The organism is Nocardioides marinisabuli (genome assembly GCF_013466785.1).
Classification (GTDB): Bacteria; Actinomycetota; Actinomycetes; order Propionibacteriales; family Nocardioidaceae; genus Nocardioides; species Nocardioides marinisabuli.
In genome coordinates, this window is the sequence record NZ_CP059163.1 from 2,436,589 (window position 1) to 2,454,202 (window position 17,614).

General features: G+C 74.5%; 18 protein-coding genes and 3 pseudogenes. 12 read left to right on the top strand and 9 right to left on the bottom strand.

Annotation, left to right across the window (positions count from 1 at the left end; all coding sequences use genetic code 11):
* Positions 1 to 4 precede the first annotated feature (4 nt).
* The 4 genes from H0S66_RS11625 to H0S66_RS11640 all read right to left on the bottom strand — a co-directional run bounded on the left by H0S66_RS11625 (position 5) and on the right by H0S66_RS11640 (position 3,391).
* Entirely contained in the window at positions 5 to 1,591 is a 1,587-nt protein-coding gene (locus H0S66_RS11625) for a GAF domain-containing sensor histidine kinase (protein WP_179615527.1), read from the bottom strand.
* Positions 1,592 to 1,613: 22 nt separating this feature from the next.
* On the bottom strand, positions 1,614 to 2,054 hold the full coding sequence (locus tag H0S66_RS11630; RefSeq protein WP_179615528.1) for a pyridoxamine 5'-phosphate oxidase family protein: 441 nt from the start codon (positions 2,052 to 2,054) through the stop codon (positions 1,614 to 1,616).
* 93 nt (positions 2,055 to 2,147) lie between these two features.
* A complete protein-coding gene (locus H0S66_RS11635; protein WP_258016875.1) occupies positions 2,148 to 2,564 on the bottom strand; it encodes a YchJ family protein in 417 nt (138 codons plus the stop codon).
* A complete protein-coding gene (locus tag H0S66_RS11640; RefSeq protein WP_179615529.1) occupies positions 2,561 to 3,391 on the bottom strand; it encodes an adenylate/guanylate cyclase domain-containing protein in 831 nt (276 codons plus the stop codon). Before H0S66_RS11640 ends, H0S66_RS11635 begins: the two co-directional genes overlap by 4 nt.
* Positions 3,392 to 3,526: 135 nt before the next feature.
* Here H0S66_RS11640 and H0S66_RS11645 point away from each other — a divergent pair, with 135 nt between their 5' ends.
* The 3 genes from H0S66_RS11645 to H0S66_RS20110 are packed head-to-tail and all read left to right on the top strand — an operon-like array spanning position 3,527 to position 7,981.
* Positions 3,527 to 4,465, top strand: coding sequence for a universal stress protein (locus H0S66_RS11645; RefSeq protein WP_179615530.1), 939 nt, complete (start codon positions 3,527 to 3,529; stop codon positions 4,463 to 4,465).
* A 50-nt stretch (positions 4,466 to 4,515) separates the two neighbouring features.
* Complete coding sequence (locus tag H0S66_RS11650; protein WP_258016876.1) at positions 4,516 to 5,934, top strand: sigma 54-interacting transcriptional regulator; 1,419 nt, start codon at positions 4,516 to 4,518, stop codon at positions 5,932 to 5,934.
* Positions 5,927 to 7,981, top strand: coding sequence for a vWA domain-containing protein (locus H0S66_RS20110; protein WP_179615531.1), 2,055 nt, complete (start codon positions 5,927 to 5,929; stop codon positions 7,979 to 7,981). The genes H0S66_RS11650 and H0S66_RS20110 overlap by 8 nt, the downstream gene beginning before the upstream one ends.
* 228 nt (positions 7,982 to 8,209) lie before the next feature.
* Here the strand turns inward: H0S66_RS20110 and H0S66_RS21025 are convergent.
* Positions 8,210 to 8,347, bottom strand: a pseudogene (locus H0S66_RS21025) (hypothetical protein); the annotation flags it as partial.
* Positions 8,348 to 8,421: 74 nt separating this feature from the next.
* Here H0S66_RS21025 and folP point away from each other — a divergent pair.
* Positions 8,422 to 9,285, top strand: coding sequence for a dihydropteroate synthase (folP, locus tag H0S66_RS11660; protein ID WP_219633562.1), 864 nt, complete (start codon positions 8,422 to 8,424; stop codon positions 9,283 to 9,285).
* On the opposite strand, the gene H0S66_RS11665 is transcribed toward folP, so the two are convergent.
* Complete coding sequence (locus H0S66_RS11665; protein ID WP_219633563.1) at positions 9,183 to 10,169, bottom strand: ABC transporter substrate-binding protein; 987 nt, start codon at positions 10,167 to 10,169, stop codon at positions 9,183 to 9,185. The genes folP and H0S66_RS11665 overlap by 103 nt on opposite strands.
* A 49-nt stretch (positions 10,170 to 10,218) precedes the next feature.
* Here H0S66_RS11665 and H0S66_RS11670 point away from each other — a divergent pair, with 49 nt between their 5' ends.
* The 7 genes and pseudogenes from H0S66_RS11670 (at position 10,219) to H0S66_RS11695 (ending at position 13,817) form a co-directional block, all read left to right on the top strand.
* Positions 10,219 to 10,998, top strand: coding sequence for a sulfite exporter TauE/SafE family protein (locus tag H0S66_RS11670; RefSeq protein WP_219633564.1), 780 nt, complete (start codon positions 10,219 to 10,221; stop codon positions 10,996 to 10,998).
* A 130-nt stretch (positions 10,999 to 11,128) separates the two neighbouring features.
* Positions 11,129 to 11,328, top strand: a pseudogene (locus H0S66_RS20835) (YigZ family protein); the annotation flags it as partial.
* Between the two features lie 45 nt (positions 11,329 to 11,373).
* Positions 11,374 to 11,661, top strand: a complete 288-nt coding sequence (locus H0S66_RS20500) for a DUF1949 domain-containing protein (protein ID WP_338037252.1) — start codon at positions 11,374 to 11,376, stop codon at positions 11,659 to 11,661.
* A gap of 10 nt (positions 11,662 to 11,671) precedes the next feature.
* Positions 11,672 to 12,013, top strand: coding sequence for a pyridoxamine 5'-phosphate oxidase (locus H0S66_RS11680; protein WP_179615534.1), 342 nt, complete (start codon positions 11,672 to 11,674; stop codon positions 12,011 to 12,013).
* Positions 12,010 to 12,777 carry a VOC family protein gene (locus tag H0S66_RS11685; RefSeq protein WP_179615535.1) on the top strand — a complete coding sequence of 256 codons (768 nt, stop codon included), beginning with the start codon at positions 12,010 to 12,012 and terminating at the stop codon, positions 12,775 to 12,777. Before H0S66_RS11680 ends, H0S66_RS11685 begins: the two co-directional genes overlap by 4 nt.
* Positions 12,774 to 13,300: pseudogene (locus tag H0S66_RS11690) on the top strand (mycothiol transferase). The gene H0S66_RS11685 and the pseudogene H0S66_RS11690 overlap by 4 nt, the downstream one beginning before the upstream one ends.
* 55 nt (positions 13,301 to 13,355) lie before the next feature.
* Entirely contained in the window at positions 13,356 to 13,817 is a 462-nt protein-coding gene (locus H0S66_RS11695) for a P-loop nucleotide/nucleoside kinase family protein (RefSeq protein WP_179615537.1), read from the top strand.
* A 70-nt stretch (positions 13,818 to 13,887) separates the two neighbouring features.
* Here the strand turns inward: H0S66_RS11695 and H0S66_RS11700 are convergent, their stop codons facing one another.
* Complete coding sequence (locus H0S66_RS11700; protein ID WP_179615538.1) at positions 13,888 to 15,411, bottom strand: HNH endonuclease signature motif containing protein; 1,524 nt, start codon at positions 15,409 to 15,411, stop codon at positions 13,888 to 13,890.
* 115 nt (positions 15,412 to 15,526) lie between these two features.
* On the opposite strand from H0S66_RS11700, the gene H0S66_RS20120 reads away from it, so the two are divergent.
* Complete coding sequence (locus H0S66_RS20120) at positions 15,527 to 16,204, top strand: alpha/beta fold hydrolase (RefSeq protein WP_218876299.1); 678 nt, start codon at positions 15,527 to 15,529, stop codon at positions 16,202 to 16,204.
* A 3-nt stretch (positions 16,205 to 16,207) separates the two neighbouring features.
* Here the strand turns inward: H0S66_RS20120 and H0S66_RS11710 are convergent, their stop codons facing one another.
* Together H0S66_RS11710 and H0S66_RS20840 are read right to left on the bottom strand one after the other, a co-directional pair.
* On the bottom strand, positions 16,208 to 17,242 hold the full coding sequence (locus H0S66_RS11710; RefSeq protein WP_338037205.1) for an ABC1 kinase family protein: 1,035 nt from the start codon (positions 17,240 to 17,242) through the stop codon (positions 16,208 to 16,210).
* Positions 17,196 to 17,543, bottom strand: coding sequence for a hypothetical protein (locus tag H0S66_RS20840; protein WP_338037206.1), 348 nt, complete (start codon positions 17,541 to 17,543; stop codon positions 17,196 to 17,198). The genes H0S66_RS11710 and H0S66_RS20840 overlap by 47 nt, the downstream gene beginning before the upstream one ends.
* Positions 17,544 to 17,614 lie beyond the last annotated feature (71 nt).

The window sequence follows — 17,614 nt, forward strand, 5'->3', positions numbered from 1 at the left end:
GCACTCAGCCGACCGGGACGCTCCACACGAAGGAGGTGCCGGTGGGCTCGCGCCGCGAGATCTCGCAGGAGCCGCCGAGGGCCTCTGCGCGGCGCCGGGCGTTGCGCATGCCGCTCTCGACGACCTGGGCGGGCAGGCCCACCCCGTCGTCGTCCACGCGCAGCACCAGCGCGCTCTCGCCCAGCGTGAGGTCGACCTCGGCGTGGTCGGCCAGGGCGTGGCGCGACAGGTTCGAGAGCGCCTCGCGCAGCACCGGGACCAGCTGCTCGCGCACCGACCCGGGCACACCGGTGTCGAGGGGGCCAGCGGTGCGCACGACCGGCGAGAAGCCGAGAGCCGGCACGTACTCGCGCACCAGCGTGCGGACCTCCGAGCGCAGCGAGGACCGCTCGCGGTGCTGCAGCTCGAAGATCGAGCCGCGGATGTCGCGGATGGTCAGGTCGAGGTCGGCGACCGCCTTGTCGAGACGCGTGGCCAGATCGGGGTCGGCGAGCATCTGGGCGCCCTGCAGCTGCAGGCCGGTGGCGAAGAGCCGCTGGATCACCACGTCGTGCAGGTCGCGGGCGATCCGCTCGCGGTCGGAGATGACGGCCAGCTCGGCCCGCTCGTCGAGGGCCTGCGCCCGGTCGAGGGCGAGGGCGGCCTGGTCGGCGAAGGAGATCATCAGCTCGCGCTCCTCGACCTCGAGGGGGCCGACGCCCTCGAAGAGCAGCACCAGCGCGGTGCGCTCGGCCAGGTGGGCGCGCAGCGGCACGACGAGGACCCGCCTCGACCCCACGTCGCCCTCCTCCGCCTCGGAGCCGTGGGCCAGCGTCTCCAGGGCCCGGGCGACCAGCTCGCGGACCTCGCCGCCTGCGGACCCGTGGCCCCGGTCCGGGCCCGCCACCACCGCGTTCTGGGCCGCCTCGCGCGGCGGACGGGAGAGGCTGACGATGGCCGCGGCGTCGGCGCGGGCCATCGCGCAGGCCGACCAGGCGATCCGCTCGAGCGCGTCCTCGCGAGGCACCGGTGGTTGCAGCGCATCGCTGAGCTCGGCGGCGGCCTGCAGCCACTGGCGTCGTCGCTCGCTGAGCCCGTAGGCCCTGGCGTTGTCGATGACGAAGCCGGCTGCCGAGGCCAGTGCCTCCACGAGCACCGTGTCGGCGTCGCTGAACTGCGCGGCCCCCTCCTTCTCGGTCAGGTAGAGGTTGCCGAAGACGGTGCCACGGATTCGTACGGGCACCCCCAGGAAGGACCGCATCGGCGGGTGGTTCGGCGGGAAGCCGTACGACGAAGGGTGCTCGCCCAGGTCGGGCATCCGCAGCGGCTCCGGGTGCTCGATGAGCAGGCCCAGGATCCCGCGGCCCCGGGGTGGGGCGCCGATCTGCTCGCGCTCGTGGGGGTCGAGGCCCGAGGTGATGAACTCGCTGAGCCCGCCGTCGGGGCTCACCACCCCCAGCGCGCCGAAACGGGCCCCGGTCAGCTCGCGGGCCGACTCGACGATGCGGGACAGCACGCTGGGCAGGTCGAGGTCGGAGGAGATGGCGACCACCGCGTCGAGCAGGGCCTGCGCCGAGCCGGCGAGCTCGGGGTGGCGTCGCTGCTGGGTCATCGCCCCATTGTCACAGCAGGGCTCACAGCACGCGACGTGACGGCAGGGTGCTCATCGGGTCCCAGGTCCCGCCCAGGCGACGTCCGGAGACCTGGGTCCACGGGATCGCGACGTAGAGGGAGCGGGTGCCGGCCGCCCACGGCCGCGGCTCCCAGACCTTGCGCACCTGCTCGAGCTCCTCGGCGTCGTGGACGACCTCGCTGCGTCCCCGCGCGACGACGCTCCAGCCGCGCTGGCGCTCGTGGTCGAAGCCGTCGACCTCGAAGGCGAGCACCGCCCCGCGCGCGTTGCTGCCCAGCACGGAGTACGGCGTGGTGCGCACGATGACGCGGCTGTCGACGACCGCGTAGTTGACCGGCACGATGTGCGGGCCGTCGGGTGTCGAGATCGCGACCCTGCCCACGACGCCGGCGCGCAGCAGCGCCTCGCACTCGCTCTCGGACAGCTCGACTGACTCCTGCACGATGACCTCACGGTGGAAGGGGACGGTGGAAGGGGGACGTCGCCCATCGTCACGCCCGCCCGGAGCGAGCCCCCAGGGTCCTTGGTCCCGACGTCAGCCGCCGAAAGTGCCGTCGACGTAGAACCAGCGACCGGCCCGCCGCTCGAAGCGGCTCAGCTCGCGCAGGGTCCCGCGGGTGACCACGCCCGAGGCGGCCGTGTCGCGGTGGTGGGCCACGAACTCGACCCAGTCGTCGCCGTGGTCGAGCACCTCGAGGCCGGTCCAGGTGCGGGCGGGGTCGAGGCCCTCCTCCACCAGGTCGGCGGGGCGGGTGCGCGGGTGCCAGGTCCGGAAGAGGTGGTCGACGCGGCCGAGCGCGAAGGCGCTGTAGCGGCTGCGCATCAGCTCCACCGGCGTCTCGGCGAGCCGGGCGCCCCGGTGCAGCGGACCGCAGCAGGCGTCGTACGACGCGCCGGTGCCGCAGGGGCAGGGGCCGGCGGCTGCGCCCAGGGCGTGCTGGTCGTCGCTCACGTCTCCACCACCAGCCGCCACAGGATGTGCTCGCCGGGCAGGCCCTTGAGCTCGATCTCGCCGGCCTCCTCGAAGCGCATCCGCCGCTCGTCGGCGCCCTCGACCTCGGCCCGCACGGCCTCGGTCACCAGCACCTCGCCCCCGTCGGCGAGGTCGGCGACGCGTGCCGCGAGCGCCACGTTGCGCCCGAAGTAGTCGCCGTCGCGCGAGATCACCGGCCCGCAGTGCACCCCGATGCGCACCCGCACCTGGGTCAGCCGCAGCCGTGGGTCGAGGGTGCGGGCCAGCGAGCGCTGGATGCCGCGGGCGGCGCGCACGGCCGCGTAGGGGTCGCGGAAGGCGACCATGAAGCCGTCGCCCGCGCTCTTGACGACCTGGCCTCGGTGCCGCTCCACGTGCGAGCGCACCAGCTGGTCGTGCGCCTCGAGCACCTTGACCCAGGCGCGGTCGCCGAGCCGGTGGTTGAGGGTGGTCGAGCCCTCGATGTCGGAGAAGAGCAGCGTCAGGGTGCCATCGGCGGCCGCGACCTGCAGGATGTCGGGGCGCTTCTCCAGGGCCCAGGCCTGCAGGTCCTCCAGCGAGGAGCCCAGCATCCCCGCGACTCCCTCGCGGCGCACGCGCGAGGCTGTCCCGACCACCGCCCGCAGGGCGCGCTCGGTGGGGGAGAGCGCGGGGGAGGGGCGCAGCGCGGCGTCGAGGTCGGCCTCGAGCTGGACGACCATCCGGCGCGACACGTCGAGCTCACGCCGGGCGCGCACCAGCAGCACCCCGCACACCGCGAGCGCGGCCGCGAGCACCGCCACCGCCACCACCGCCGCCGTCTGCACCCCCGCAGCCTAGGACCAGCCCCGTCCAGCCCCGTCCAGCCCCGTCCGTGCCCGCGGGTCGCTCGGGACCAAGGTCCCGCGGGTGGGCGACCACAGCCCCTCGGCGTGCGACCCGGCCGCGGGCAGGGTGAAGCCATGGACACCACACCGGAGAACCTCGAGAACGCGCAGACGCAGCCCACCGGCCACAAGATCGCCGACCACGTGTCGTCCACGGGGGCCGTCGTGGTCGCCGTCGACGGGTCCGAGCACGCCGAGGAGGCGCTGGCCTGGGCGGCCCGGCAGGCCCACCTGCACCACCGCCCGCTGGCGATCGTCTCGGTGTGGGAGCCGGTACCGAGCATGTGGCTCGACACCGCCGGCATCGACCACGCGGTGCTCTACGCCGAGCTCTCCTCCGCCGGGGCCGACCGGGTCAACGCCGCCCGCGACAAGGCGCTCTCGCTGCACCCCGACCTGACCGTCGAGACGGCGGTCGGCCGGGGCGACGTGCGCGGCGAGCTGCTGCGGCTCTCCAAGCACGCCTCGCTGCTGGTGCTGGGCTCGCGCGGACGCGGGCCGCTGCGCTCGCTGCTGCTCGGCTCGGTCAGCGCCGCCGTGGCGCGCCACGCCCACTGCCCGGTCGTGGTCGTGCGGCCCGGGGGCACCGGGGGCGGCGGCATCCTGGTGGGCATCGACGGCACGCAGCGCTCGATGGGTGCGGTGGCGGCGGCGTACGACCAGGCGGCCGCGACCGGCGAGAAGGTCACGGTGCTGCACTGCTTCTGGGACGCCCGCGTGGCCTACGCCGGCGCGATGGTCGTCGACGAGACAGATGACGCCGCCGACGTGCGCAGCCTGGTCGCCGAGACGACCGCGGGGCTCGCCGAGAAGCACCCCGACGTGGAGGTGGAGACCCGCATCGTGCGGGGGCTCGCCGACCAGGTGCTCGTGGCGGAGGCGCAGGGACGCGACCTGGTCGTGCTCGGCTACCACCGCCAGCACGGTCTGGGTGAGCTGCTCTTCCCGTCGGTGGTGACCTCGGTGCTCGAGCACGCGCACGGCGCGGTGATGGTCGTCCCCTCCCCGGAGTAGGCCGAGCCGACCCCGGGCCGCGTGGTTGGCCCGCGCAGTAGCGTGGTCGTGTGACCGCCGAGACCGTGCCTGCCACCGCCCAGCCCACGATCGTTACGCTCGGGGAGCTGCGCGCCTCGGGCCACCAGCACAAGCCGCTGCGCACCGAGCTGCGCGACAACCTGCTGGCCCACCTGCGCGAGGGCCGCGACCCGTGGCCGGGGCTGCACGGCTTCGAGGACACCGTCGTGCCGCAGCTCGAGCGGGCCCTGATCGCCGGCCACGACGTGGTGCTCCTCGGCGAGCGCGGCCAGGGCAAGACCCGGCTGCTGCGCACCATGGTCGGCCTGCTCGACGAGTGGACCCCGGTGATCGCCGGCTCCGACCTCGGCGAGCACCCCTACGAGCCGATCACCGTCGCCTCGCGGCGCCGGGCCCTCGAGCTCGGCGACGACCTGCCCGTCGAGTGGCGGGCCCGCGAGGAGCGGTACGCCGAGAAGCTCGCGACCCCCGACACCTCGGTGGCCGACCTGATCGGCGACGTCGACCCGATGAAGGTGGCCGAGGGGCGCTCGCTGGGCGACCCCGAGACGATCCACTACGGCCTGATCCCGCGCAGCCACCGCGGCATCGTGGCGATCAACGAGCTGCCCGACCTCGCCGAGCGGATCCAGGTCTCGATGCTCAACGTGATGGAGGAGCGCGACATCCAGATCCGCGGCTACGTGCTGCGCCTGCCGCTCGACGTGCTGGTCGTGGCCAGCGCCAACCCCGAGGACTACACCAACCGCGGCCGGATCATCACCCCGCTCAAGGACCGCTTCGGCGCCGAGATCCGCACCCACTACCCGACCGAGCTGCACGACGAGGTCGCGGTGATCCGGCAGGAGGCCGCGATCGACCCCACGCTCGTCGACGTGCCCGACCACCTGGTCGAGATCCTGGCCCGCTTCACCCGCCACCTGCGCGGCTCGACCTCGGTCGACCAGCGCTCCGGCGTCTCGGCCCGCTTCGCCATCGCGGGCGCCGAGACCATCGCCGCGGCCGCCCTGCACCGCGCGACCGCGCAGGGCGAGGACGCGGCCGTGGCCCGCGTCGTCGACCTCGAGACCGCCGTCGACGTGCTCGGCGGCAAGATCGAGTTCGAGAGCGGCGAGGAGGGCCGCGAGGCCGAGGTGCTGACCCACCTGCTGCGCACCGCCGTGGCCGAGACCGTGCGCGAGCACTTCCGCGGCCTCGACATGGGCCTGCTCGTCGACGCCCTCGAGGCCGGGAAGATGGTGACCACCGGCGAGCAGGTCACCGCCCGCGACCTGCTCGCGGGCCTGCCCGTGCTCGGTGAGTCCGAGCTCTACGACGACATCTGCGACCGGCTCGACGCCGACACCGACGGCCGCCGCGCGGGCGCGATCGAGCTGGCCCTCGAGGGGCTGTTCCTGGCGCGCCGGGTCAGCAAGGCCTCGGGCCGGGGCGAGAGCGTCTATGGCTGACATCTGGTCGCAGCGCCGCGCCTCGCGCTACGGGCGCTACGACGGCGGGCCCGACCCCCTGGCGCCCCCGGTCGACCTCGCCGAGGCCCTCGACGAGATCGGCGAGGACGTGATGGCCGGCTACAGCCCCGAGCGGGCGCTGCGCGAGCTGCTGCGCCGCGGCGCCGGCGACCGGCAGGGCCTCGACGACCTGGCCCGCCGGGTCGCGGAGCGGCGTCGCGAGCTGTTGGAGCGCCACGACCTCGACGGCACCCTGCAGGAGGTCCGCGAGCTGCTCGACGCGGCCGTGCTCGAGGAGCGCAAGCAGCTGGCCCGCGACGTCGAGATGGACGACGGCGACCGGGCCCTGCGCGAGATGCAGCTCGACAGCCTGCCGCCCAACGCGGCGGCCGCGGTCAGCGAGCTGGCGTCGTACGACTGGCAGAGCCGCGAGGCGCGGGAGACGTACGAGCAGATCAAGGACCTGCTGGGCCGCGAGCTGCTCGACCAGCGCTTCCAGGGGATGAAGCAGGCCCTCGAGAACGCCACCGACGAGGACCGGGCCGCCATCGACGCGATGCTCACCGACCTCAACGAGCTCCTCGAGAAGCGCGAGCGCGGCGAGGACACCCCGGAGGACTTCGAGGAGTTCATGCGCCAGCACGGGGAGCACTTCCCCGAGCAGCCCGGGAGCCTCGACGAGCTGCTCGACGCGATGGCGGCCCGCGCCGCGGCCGCGCAGCGGATGCTGGCCTCGATGAGCCCCGAGCAGCGCCAGCAGCTCATGGAGCTCTCGGCGCAGGCCTTCGGCTCGCCGCAGCTGATGGAGTCGCTGGCCCGCCTCGACTCGCACCTGCAGGCGCTGCGCCCCGGCGAGGACTGGACCGGCTCGGAGCAGATGGGCGGCGAGGGCGCGCAGGGCGTCGGCCTCGGCGACGGCACCGGCGTCTTCCAGGACCTCGCCGAGCTCGACGCGCTCTCCGAGCAGCTCTCGCAGTCCTACGGCGGCGCCCGGATGGACGACCTCGACCTCGACGCGCTGGCCCGCCAGCTCGGCGACGACGCCTCGACCAGCGCGCGCGAGCTGCAGCAGCTCGAGCGCGCGCTGCGCGAGGCCGGCACCCTGCAGCGCGGCTCCGACGGCGCGCTGCGGCTGACCCCCAAGGCGATGCGCCAGCTGGGCCGCTCGCTGCTGCGCGACGTCGCGCAGCGGATGTCGGGGCGCCAGGGCCAGCGCGACATGGACCGGGCCGGCGCGGCGGGGGAGCGCTCGGGCGCCACGCGCGCCTGGGCCTTCGGCGACACCGAGCCGTGGGACGTCACCCGCACCGTCACCAACGCCATCACCCGCACCGTCGGCGAGGGCGGCTCGGCCACCTCGGGCGTGCGGCTGCAGGTCGACGACGTCGAGGTGCAGGAGACCGAGGCCCGCACCCAGGCGGCCGTCGCGCTGCTGGTCGACACATCGTTCTCGATGGCCATGGACGGGCGCTGGGTGCCGATGAAGCGCACCGCCCTGGCGCTGCACACCCTGATCCGCAGCCGCTTCCGCGGCGACGCGCTGCAGCTGGTCGGCTTCGGCCGGCACGCCGAGGTGATGGAGATCGAGCAGCTCACCGCCCTCGACGCGCGCTGGGAGAAGGGCACCAACCTGCACCACGCGCTGCTGCTGGCCAACCGGCACTTCCGCAGGCACCCCAACGCCCAGCCGGTGCTGCTGGTCGTCACCGACGGCGAGCCGACCTCGCACCTCGAGGCGGGCGGCGAGGTCTTCTTCTCCTACCCGCCGCACCCGCTGACGGTGGCGCACGCGGTGCGCGAGCTCGACACGTCGATGCGCCTCGGCGCCCAGACCACCTTCTTCCGCCTCGGCGAGGACCCGGGGCTGGCGCGGTTCATCGAGCAGATGGCGCGCCGGGTGGACGGACGGGTGGTCGCCCCCGAGCTCGACGACCTGGGCGCCGCGGTCGTCGGCTCCTACCTCGGGGGCCGGGCGGGTCGCAGCGGTGGCGCCGGCGGGTCGATGGGCGACTGGTTCGGCGGCCGCGGCTTCTGGGTCGGCGACTGAGGCCGACGGGTCAGGCCCCGGTCCGCCGCGGCCGGCGCTCCCAGTGCCGGCACGGCCGGCTGCTGGTGGGCCCCCCCCGGCGCAGCCGGGCCACCGCTCGGGCTCCTCGAGCTCGTCGGTGTGCAGGTCACGCACCATCACCTCGCGCACCGGGCGCAGCCCCCGGCCCACCACCGCGCAGCCGCAGCCGCCGAGCGCGTCGAGGCGGCGTACGAGCGAGTGGGCGGTGGGCGAGCGCAGGTCGCGGAAGCGCTCGCCCCAGGCCGGCGTGTGGTCGCAGCCGTGCTCGGCGACGACCCGGCGCAGGTAGCAGGCCACGCACTCGTCGGGGTAGGGCTCGGGGGCGTCGGGGTCGGTGGGCAGCACGGACCGGTTCTACCCGCCGGCACCGACGGGCGCACCGGACCCGGACGTGAGGGGTCGTCTGCTAGACACCTGGTGTGACCCTCGTGCTCGGCCGCCACACGTTCGCCGACGACCAGAAGCTGATGATGGCGATCGTCAACCGCACCCCCGACTCGTTCTACGACAAGGGCGCGACCTGGGCCGAGGACAAGGCCTTCGAGCGGGTCGCCACGGTGGTGGAGCAGGGCGCCGAGATCGTCGACATCGGTGGCATCAAGGCCGCTCCCGGGGTCGAGATCGACGCGGCCGAGGAGAAGAGCCGGGTCGTCGACTTCGTGGCCCGGGTGCGCGAGTCCTTCCCCGGCCTGGTCATCTCGGTCGACACGTGGCGCGCCGAGGTCGGCGACGCGGTGTGCCGGGCCGGCGCCGACGTGCTCAACGACGCCTGGGGCGGGGCCGACCCCGAGCTGGTCGACGTCGCCGCCGCCCACGACGCCGCGGTCATCTGCACCCACACCGGCGGGGCGACCCCGCGCACCCGCCCCTACCGCGTCGAGTACGACGACGTCGTGGCCGCGGCGATCGCGGACACCACGGCGTACGCCGACCGGGCGGTGGCGGCCGGCGTCGACCCCCGCAGCGTGGTGATCGACCCGGCGCACGACTTCGGCAAGAACACCTTCCACTCCCTCGAGCTGACCCGCCGGCTGGGGGAGATGGTGGCCACCGGTCGCCCGGTGCTGGTGTCGCTGAGCAACAAGGACTTCGTGGGCGAGTCGCTCGACCTGCCGGTCGGCGAGCGGCTGACCGGCACCCTGGCCGCCACCGCGGTCTGCGCGCTGGCCGGGGCCCGGATCTACCGGGTGCACGAGGTGGTCGAGACGCGGCAGACCGTCGACATGGTCGACGTGATCGCGGGCCGGCTGCTGCCGGCGCGGGCGATCCGCGGGCTGCAGTAGCAGCGCGGGCCGGCAGGGCCGCTCAGCCGAGCAGGCTCTGGGCCTCGAGCGCGGCGCGCAGGTCGGCGACCCCGTCGGCCACCCGTGGCCCCGGGCGGGCCCAGTGGGCGTTGGCGTCGACGGCGTGCACCGCGACACCCGCCGGCAGCAGGGCCTCGGCGACCAGCCGGTCGGCCTGCTCCTGGGCGGCGGCGGCGGTCGTAGCCGCAGGGCGCGACCACGACCAGGTCGGGGCGCGCGGCGTGCACGTCGTCCCAGGTGACCCGCACCGACTTCGCGCCGGCGGTGCCGAGCGCGCACTCGGCACCGGCCGCCTCGACCATCTCGGGGATCCAGTGCCCGGGCGCGTACGGCGGGTCGGTCCACTCCAGCACCACCACGCGGGGGCGGCGGGCGCCGTCGCGGGTCGCCGGCACGGGCAGGTCGAGCCGGGCGGCCAGCACCTCGGCCTCGGCGGGCCGGCCCACGGCCGCCCCGATGCGCAGCACGCTCTCGCGGATCTCGGCGAGGGTGTGCGGGTCGAAGGAGAGCACCTCGGCGCGGCAGCCCAGGTGGGCCAGCGCCTCGTCGACGGTGCCGACGTCGACCGCGCACACCGCGCAGAGGTCCTGGGTCAGCACCAGCTCGGGGTCGAGGTCGGCCAGGGCGCCCGCGTCGAGCCGATAGAGGTCCTCGCCCGCGGCGGCGGCAGCGGCGACGTACGCGTCGATCTCGGCGGGGGCCAGGCCCTCGGGCATCGTGGTCGACGAGACGATCCGGCGCTCGCGTGCCTCGGCGGGGTGGTCGCACTCGAAGGTCACGCCGACGACCTGGTCGCCGACGCCGAGCCCGAAGAGGACCTCGGTGGTCGAGGGCAGGAGGGAGACGATCCGCTGTGGCCGCATGTGGGACACCGTAGGTCGCGGGCCCAGGCAGCACATCTAGGGTCGCGGTGTGGAGGACCCGACCCTGACCGTGATGCTGCTCCTGGCGCTCGCCGCGCTGGTGGCCGGCTTCGTCGACGCGGTCGTCGGGGGAGGCGGGCTGGTCCAGCTGCCGGCGCTGCTGGTGGGGCTGCCGGGCGCGAGCCCGGTGCAGGTCCTGGCCACCAACAAGCTCGCCTCGATCTGCGGCACCAGCGTCAGCAGCGTGACGTTCTACCGCCGGGTGCGCCCCGACCCACGCACGTTCGGGCCGCTGATGCTCACCGCGTTCCTCGGGTCGGCGGGCGGGGCCGCGGTGGCGAGCCTGATCCCGCGCTCGGCCTTCGAGCCGATCGTGGTGGTGGTGCTGCTGCTGGTGGGTGCCTACGTGGTCCTCAAGCCCAGCCTCGGCCAGGTCACCGCGCTGCGCTTCGCGGGGCACCGCCACACCGGTGCGACGGCGGCGACCGGTTTCGCCATCGGCTTCTACGACGGCGCGCTGGGCCCCGGCACCGGCTCGTTCTTCGTCTTCGCGCTCGTCGGGCTGCTCGGCTACGGCTTCCTCGAGGCCTCGGCGAAGTCGAAGATGGCCAACTGGGCCACCAACCTCGCCGCCCTCGTCGTGTTCATCCCCCAGGGTGCGGTGCTGTGGGAGGTCGGCCTCCTGATGGGGCTGGCCAACCTCGTCGGCGGGTACGTCGGGGCGCGCACCGCCGTGGCCAAGGGGTCGCGGTTCGTGCGGGTCTTCTTCATCGCCGTGGTCGGGGCCTTCGTGGTCAAGATCGGCGGCGACGTGCTGGGGGTCTGGTGAGGGGGCTCTGGTGAGCGGGCACGCGTCGTACCTGGTCGTGGGGCGCGACGCCGAGGTCGAGATCGAGGTGCGGCGCTCGCGGTTCCTGGCGACGGTGGCGCGGGTCGCGACCGAGGACGAGGCGCGGGCGGTGGTCGAGCGGCTGCGCAAGCGCCACCACGACGCGCGCCACCACTGCTCGGCGATGGTCGTGGGGCCACCGCCGGTGCCGGTCGAGCGGTCCTCCGACGACGGCGAGCCGCCGGGACGGCGGGGGCGCCGATGCTCGAGGTGCTGCGCGGCGCCGGGCTGAGCGACACCGTCGCGGTGGTGACGCGGTGGTTCGGCGGCACCCTGCTGGGCGCCGGCGGGCTGGTGCGGGCGTACGGCGACGCGGTGCGCGCCGCGCTCGAGGCGGCCGGCACCCGCGAGCGGCGGCTGCTGCGCGAGGTCGGCCTGGAGGTCGAGCACGCCGAGGCGGGCCGGGTCGAGGGCGAGCTGCGCAGCCGCGGGGTCGAGCTGCTCGACGTGCAGTGGGGTGCCAGCGTGCACCTGGTGCTGGGCGTGGCGCCGAGCGACGACGCCGCGACGCGGGCGCTGCTGGCCGAGGTGACCGCGGGTGCCGCCGAGCCGGTGGCGCTGGGGGAGCGCTGGGTCGACGTCGGCGGGGTCGCGGGCGCCTAGGGTGGGGTGCATGAGCATCCCCGTGGCGGTCGACGAGCTCGCCGAGGCGCTGGCGCCCTTCGCCGACGCGTTCCTGATGACCACCGACCCCTCGACCGTCCCGGCGCGGGTCAAGGTGGTCTCCGTGCGCCCGGTGCTCGACGACGGCGTGCTGGTGGTGACGGCGCCGGGGCGCGGGTCGCTGGCCAACGCCGGGGCGAACCCCGTGGTCACCGTCCTGTGGCCTCCGGTCGAGGAGGGCGGGATGTCGCTGATCGTCGACGGCGACGCCGAGGTGCGCAACGGTGGGCTGCGGGTGCGCCCGACGGGCGGGGTGCTGCACCGACCGGCCGGGGAGGGCCACGGCGCATGAGCGCTCCGGGTCCGGTGTCGAGCCCGCTGTGGATCAGCGCGTTCCTCGACCTGGCCGCCGACGAGGTGGAGCGCGGCTCGGCCTTCTGGGCGCAGGTGACGGGGTCGACGCTGTCGGCGGTGCGCGGCGAGCGGCACGAGTTCCACACCCTGGTGCCGCCCGACGGGGACGACCACCTGCGGGTGCAGCGCCGCGACGAAGGCCCCTCGCGGGTGCACCTCGACCTGCACGTGCCCGACCAGGCCACGGCGGCGGAGCACGCCGTGACGCTGGGTGCCGAGGTGGTGCGGGCTGCCGACGAGGGGTACGTCGTGCTGCGCTCGCCGGGCGGGCTGGAGTTCTGCTTCGTGGGGCACCCGGCCGAGACCCGCAGCCGTCCTGCGGTGTGGCCCACCGGGCACCGCTCGCAGGTCGACCAGCTCTCGATCGACGTGCCCGCGCGGCTGCTGGAGCCCGAGCGGGGGTTCTGGCGCGACCTGACGGGCTGGCCGCTGCGCCGCACGGCGTACGAGGAGTTCCACCTGCTGGAGGTGCCCGCGGGCCAGCCGCTGCAGGTGCTGCTGCAGCGTCTCGACGACGACGCGACGGAGGTGTCGGTGCACCTCGACCTGACCACCGACGACGTGGGTGCCGAGCTCGAGCGGCACGTGGCGCTGGGGGCGCGGGTGCTGACCCGCCACGAGCACTGGACGGTGATGGTCGACCCCGGCGGGCTGCGCTACTGCATCGCCGGCGATCCGCCCGACGACGACGTGCCCGCATGAGCCCGACCCCGCTGCCGGAGATCCCGTTCGTCGCCGACGAGGTGACGGCGGTGCGCTCGTTCCTCGCCTTCTACCGGGTCACCCTGCGCCGCCAGGCCGAGGGGCTCACCGCCGAGCAGCTCGACCGGGCGCTGGCGCCGAGCCCGATGACGCTGGGCGGGCTGTTGTCGCACCTGGCGTTCGTCGAGGACTACTGGTGCAGCCACGTCTTGCACGGCGCCGAGCCCGCCGAGCCGTGGCGCAGCCTCGACTGGGCGGCCGACCCCGACCGCGACTGGCACCGCGCGCCGGGCAGACGCCCGAGCAGCTCCTCGCGGCGCACGACGCCGCGGTGGTCGCCGCCGACGCGGCCATCGACCGCGCCCTGGCGGTCAAGGGCCTCGACACGCTCGCCGCGCTGGAGCGCCACGGCTCGGTGGCCAGCCTGCGCTGGATCCTGCTGCACCTGGTCGAGGAGTACGCCCGGCACGCGGGCCACGCCGACCTGATCCGCGAGTCCATCGATGGCACCACCGGCCTCTGACCGCGAGCCGGCCGGTTCGAACGGGCCGGCTCGGCGCGTCAGCCGGGTGGTCCTCATGTGCGGCCCGTCGGGGTCCGGCAAGACCACGTACGCGCGAGGGCTGGAGGAGGAGGGCATGGTCCGGCTCTCCTTCGACAGCGAGATCTGGGCACGCGGGATCACGGCCGTGCCGCTAAACCCGGACGTGCGGGCCGAGATCGAGGCGGGGCTGCGGGCCCGGCTCCTCGAGCTCGTCGAGCAGGGCGCCGACGTCGTGCTCGACTTCTCGTTCTGGTCGCGGGCCACGCGTGACGACTACCGCACGCTGCTCGCGAGCGTCGGTGTCGTCCCCGAGACCGTCTACCTGGCCACGACGCGGGGGACGGTGCTGGCCCGGATGCGGGCACGTCGGGGCAGCCACCCCGACGACTTCGTCCTCGACGAGGACCTCGTCGCCGCGTACGTCGACCACTTCGAGGTCCCCTCGCCGGACGAGGGGCCGCTGACCGTGGCGCGGGAGCCCGGACCGCCCGACTGAGAGCGGCGCCGGACGTGCCGATGCCCCCGTCGCGGTGGTGCTGCGGCGGGGGTGTGGCGAGTCGGCTGGTTCACACGGGCCGGGTGGGTGGTCTGGGTGCTTGGCCGAGGTCGGTGGTGCCGTGTGGTTCGACGAGGTACTGGTAGCGCTGCGGGCTGGTCCAGAGGAACCCGGTGGGGGTGGGTCGGTAGGTCCAGGGGGTGTGGGTCTTGGCGCGGTGGTGGCGTCGGCACAAGGTGGCGAGGTTCGAGGTGGTGGTTTGGCCGGGTGGACCACCGGGGTCGTAGGTGCTGATGTGGTCGAGGTCGGCGTGGGGTTCGTCGGGGCGGCGGCGTCGGGCGCGGCGGGTGCAGTGGGGGAACACGCAGCGGGGATGGCGGAGCCGGATCTGCTCGGCGAGCCGCTCGCTGGGGGTGTAGCCGTCGGTGGTGATGTCCTCGGAGAGGTCGACCGGTCGGCGGGGGTGGGGGCGGAGGTCGGGGTTGCTGGCGAAGCCGCGGATGTCCTCGGCCGTGATGTCTCGGGCGGCTGGGGTGTTGACCTTGCGGAAGGGGTGCTCGTAGGCCTCGGGGTCCGACCCGCTGCCGGTGATGGTGCGGTAGGTGACGTGGGTGTCGGGCACGCGGAGCCACTCGCAGACCTGGTCGGTGGTGACGAAGCTGCGGGTCTCCTCGACGCGGGCGAGGTGCAGCCCGGCGGAGAGGTTGTTCGACCTGAGGGTGGTGGGGTCGATACCGGCCAGGGCTACGTCGGTCAGGTGGACGTTGAGCACGACCTGCCGTGCAGGCACCCGAGGCGCGTCGTCGTCGGTGCCGGTGCCGGTGAGGTCGAGGGTGGTCTGGGTGCGGGCGAGGATACCGAGGGCCATGCTGCGGCGTACGTCGAGGGGCTGGTCGGAGCCGGCCAGCGCCAGGTTGCGGGCCTCGCGGGTGACGGCGTTGTCGAGGTCGAGGGCGTCGGCCAGGTCGAGGCAGCCGATCGCGTCGACTACCCCGTCGATGCACTGCCCGCCGCGGGTGGCGGCGTCGAGGTGGATGTCGAGCTTGCGGTCCTCGGCGGCGATGGCTCGCTTGTCCTCGGCGGCCTCGGGGTCGAAGCGGCACAGGGCTTCTTCGACGAGGCGTCCCAGGACGGCGTAGGAGCAGGTGGCGGCGACGCCGGCGAGGTGGTGGTCGACCCAGGCGGCGGCCTCGCGGGGGAGGCCGAGGGTGGCCTCGGCGATGCGGCGGGCCCGCCAGACCGGTACTCGACCGGAGGCGACGGCTGCGTGCAGGCGGGGGAGTCGGTAGCGGGTCTCGACGACGTGGGCGACGTAGCGGATGGCCGCATCGGCCGACATCCCGAGGGCGGTGCCGTACTCGATGACCGCGAACTCGGAGACCTTGGGTGCGCCGGGCCCGGCGAGGGTGATGAGCATGTCGGTGCCGGGCAGGACCGCGGCCTTGGCCTCGTCACGGGTGGAGTGCATGGCCGCGTACGTGCAGGTGGCCTCGTACATCGCGACCTCGGCGGCGTCGCGGGCAGCACGCTGGGAGCGGGCGTAGGCGAGGACCGCGTCGGCGGTGTCGCAGCGCTCGAGCTCCTGGGTGATCATGCTCCTATTCTAATCGAACGCGTGTTCGAGTCAATGGTCATGTGGCATCTGTGGAGAGTGGCTTGGAGGCAGTGATGGGGGCTCTGGGCGCACCCCCACGACCTACGGTGGGGAGATGCCGACGACGACCTCGAACGCCCCCAGTCGCCTGCTCGTCACGGCCTTCGCCGCGGGGCTGCTGCTGGCCCTGCTCGGCCTGGCCGGCTGCGGCTCCGACGAGCAAGGCGCGAGCCCCGCGAGCGACGGCGGGGCGAGCGGCGAGAGGATCTCGCTGGTCGACGAGGGGGACGCGTTGCGCTGGGGTGACGGCTCGTACGGCGTCGTGCTCGCCCACGGCGCGGCCTTCGACGCCGCGAGCTGGCAGGACCAGGCGGTGGCGATCGCCGAGCAGGGCGCGACCGTGGTCGCGGTGGAGGACCTGACCGCCGAGGCGATGACGGCCGCGGTCGAGCGGCTGCGCGAGGACGGCGCCGAGGAGGTCGCCCTGGTCGGCGGGAGCGCGGGCGCCGACGCGGCGCTGCGGCTGCTCAGCGAGCAGCCCGAGCTGGTCGACCGGGTGGTGACGCTCTCGGCCAACAGCGTCGTCGAGGGGCTGGGCGAGCAGCCCAAGCTCTTCATCGCCAGCGAGGACGAGCCGGTGGCGGAGGTCTCCGAGCAGCTGGCCGCGACCGCGCCCGGCGACGACAACGAGGTCCTGCTGCTGCCGGGCTCCGACCACGCCCAGCACCTCTTCGACGGTGACCAGGCCGAGGCCGCGCTCGACGCCCTGCTCCGGGCGCTCGACCCGCGGTAGACCTCAGACGGGCTCGGCGAACCCGGGCAGCAGCTCGCGCAGGATCTCGCCGAACGCGACGTCCGCCTCGAGCTGGGAGAGGATGCCGACCGCGCCCAGCCAGGTGCGGTGGATCAGCAGGTACGACGGCGGCAGGTTGATCTTCATCGCGACCGTGAACGACGGGTTCTTGGGGTCGTTGATGCGCTGGAACTGCTCCTGCATCCACGCGCGGGTGAACTGGAAGCGCTCGGTGCGCGCCGGCTCCACGAACGGGGCGAGGTAGTCGAGCAGCTCGCGGGAGCCGATGCTGACCCCGGGCTTGACGAAGCCCTCCGCGCGCAGCCCCTCGAGCAGCGTCGCGTCGTCCTCGATGCTGGCGATCCGGATCAGGGTGCCCATCGCGGTCGGCAGGCCGTCGGGCAGCCGCGCCACGGCGCCGTAGTCGAGCACGCCCATCCGCGGCGGTCCGCCGTCGACGCCCGGCACGACCCGGAAGTTCCCGGGGTGCGGGTCGGCGTGCAGCATCCCTGTGCGCCCCGGGGCGCCGAGCAGGAACCGGGTGAAGAGGTCGCCGAATCGGTCGCGCTCCTCCTGGGAGCCCTCCGCGATCACCTTCGCCAGCGACGAGGTCGAGTCGAGCCACTCGGTGACCAGCGTCGCGGGGCCGTGGGCCACCACGTCGGGCACCACGATGTCGGGGTCGTCGGCGTACGCCGCCGCGAAGGCGCGCTGGGCGGAGGCCTCGAGGTCGTAGTCGAGCTCCTCCTCCATCCGGGCCTGCATCTCGGCGACCAGCGGCTTGACGTCGAGGCCGGGCACCAGCGGGCCGAGGCTGCGCGCGACCCGCGCGAGCTGGCGCAGGTCGGAGCGCAGCGCCTCGCCGGCGCGGGGGTACTGCACCTTGACTGCGACCTCGCGGCCGTCGTGCCAGCGTCCCTTGTGCACCTGGCCGATGGACGCGGCCGCGGTCGGCCCGCCGTCGAGCCAGACCAGCTGGTCCTGCCATTCGTCACCCAGGTCGCGGGCGAGCGTCTCGCGGACGGTCTGCGTGGGCATCGGGGGGAGCGGAGTCCTGCAGCCTGGTCAGCTGCTCGCGGTAGGGCGCCGCTAGCTCGTCGGGCAGCGCCGACTCGAGCACCGACAGCGCCTGGCCGAACTTCATCGCCCCGCCCTTGAGCTCGCCCAGGGTGCGGAAGAGCTGCTCGGCGGTGCGCATCTGGATCTCGCTCATCACCGCCTCGGCCGGGCGTCCGCCCAGCCGCTTGCCCAGACCGATCGCGTTGCGCCCGGCGTACCCGAGCGGGAGCGCTGCCAGGCGTGCGGTGCGTCCGAACGCCTTGCGCGGCATGTCGCTCATGACGACCATCCTCCTCGGTCGCGCAAGGCCGCGCGGGTGAGCCGGGCTGCGGACAGCGCGCCGCGAGCGCG

Bases quoted from the DNA above. Each gene is read 5' to 3' on its own strand.
- H0S66_RS11700 (WP_179615538.1), bottom strand. From the start codon at position 15,411: ATGATCACCCAGGAGCTCGAGCGCTGCGACACCGCCGACGCGGTCCTC.
- H0S66_RS20840 (WP_338037206.1), bottom strand. From the start codon at position 17,543: ATGAGCGACATGCCGCGCAAGGCGTTCGGACGCACCGCACGCCTGGCA.
- H0S66_RS11685 (WP_179615535.1), top strand. From the start codon at position 12,010: ATGAGCGCTCCGGGTCCGGTGTCGAGCCCGCTGTGGATCAGCGCGTTC.
- H0S66_RS20120 (WP_218876299.1), top strand. From the start codon at position 15,527: ATGCCGACGACGACCTCGAACGCCCCCAGTCGCCTGCTCGTCACGGCC.
- H0S66_RS11695 (WP_179615537.1), top strand. From the start codon at position 13,356: ATGTGCGGCCCGTCGGGGTCCGGCAAGACCACGTACGCGCGAGGGCTG.
- H0S66_RS11625 (WP_179615527.1), bottom strand. From the start codon at position 1,591: ATGACCCAGCAGCGACGCCACCCCGAGCTCGCCGGCTCGGCGCAGGCC.
- H0S66_RS20110 (WP_179615531.1), top strand. From the start codon at position 5,927: ATGGCTGACATCTGGTCGCAGCGCCGCGCCTCGCGCTACGGGCGCTAC.
- H0S66_RS11710 (WP_338037205.1), bottom strand. From the start codon at position 17,242: ATGCCCACGCAGACCGTCCGCGAGACGCTCGCCCGCGACCTGGGTGAC.
- H0S66_RS11645 (WP_179615530.1), top strand. From the start codon at position 3,527: ATGGACACCACACCGGAGAACCTCGAGAACGCGCAGACGCAGCCCACC.
- H0S66_RS11680 (WP_179615534.1), top strand. From the start codon at position 11,672: ATGAGCATCCCCGTGGCGGTCGACGAGCTCGCCGAGGCGCTGGCGCCC.
- H0S66_RS11665 (WP_219633563.1), bottom strand. From the start codon at position 10,169: ATGCGGCCACAGCGGATCGTCTCCCTCCTGCCCTCGACCACCGAGGTC.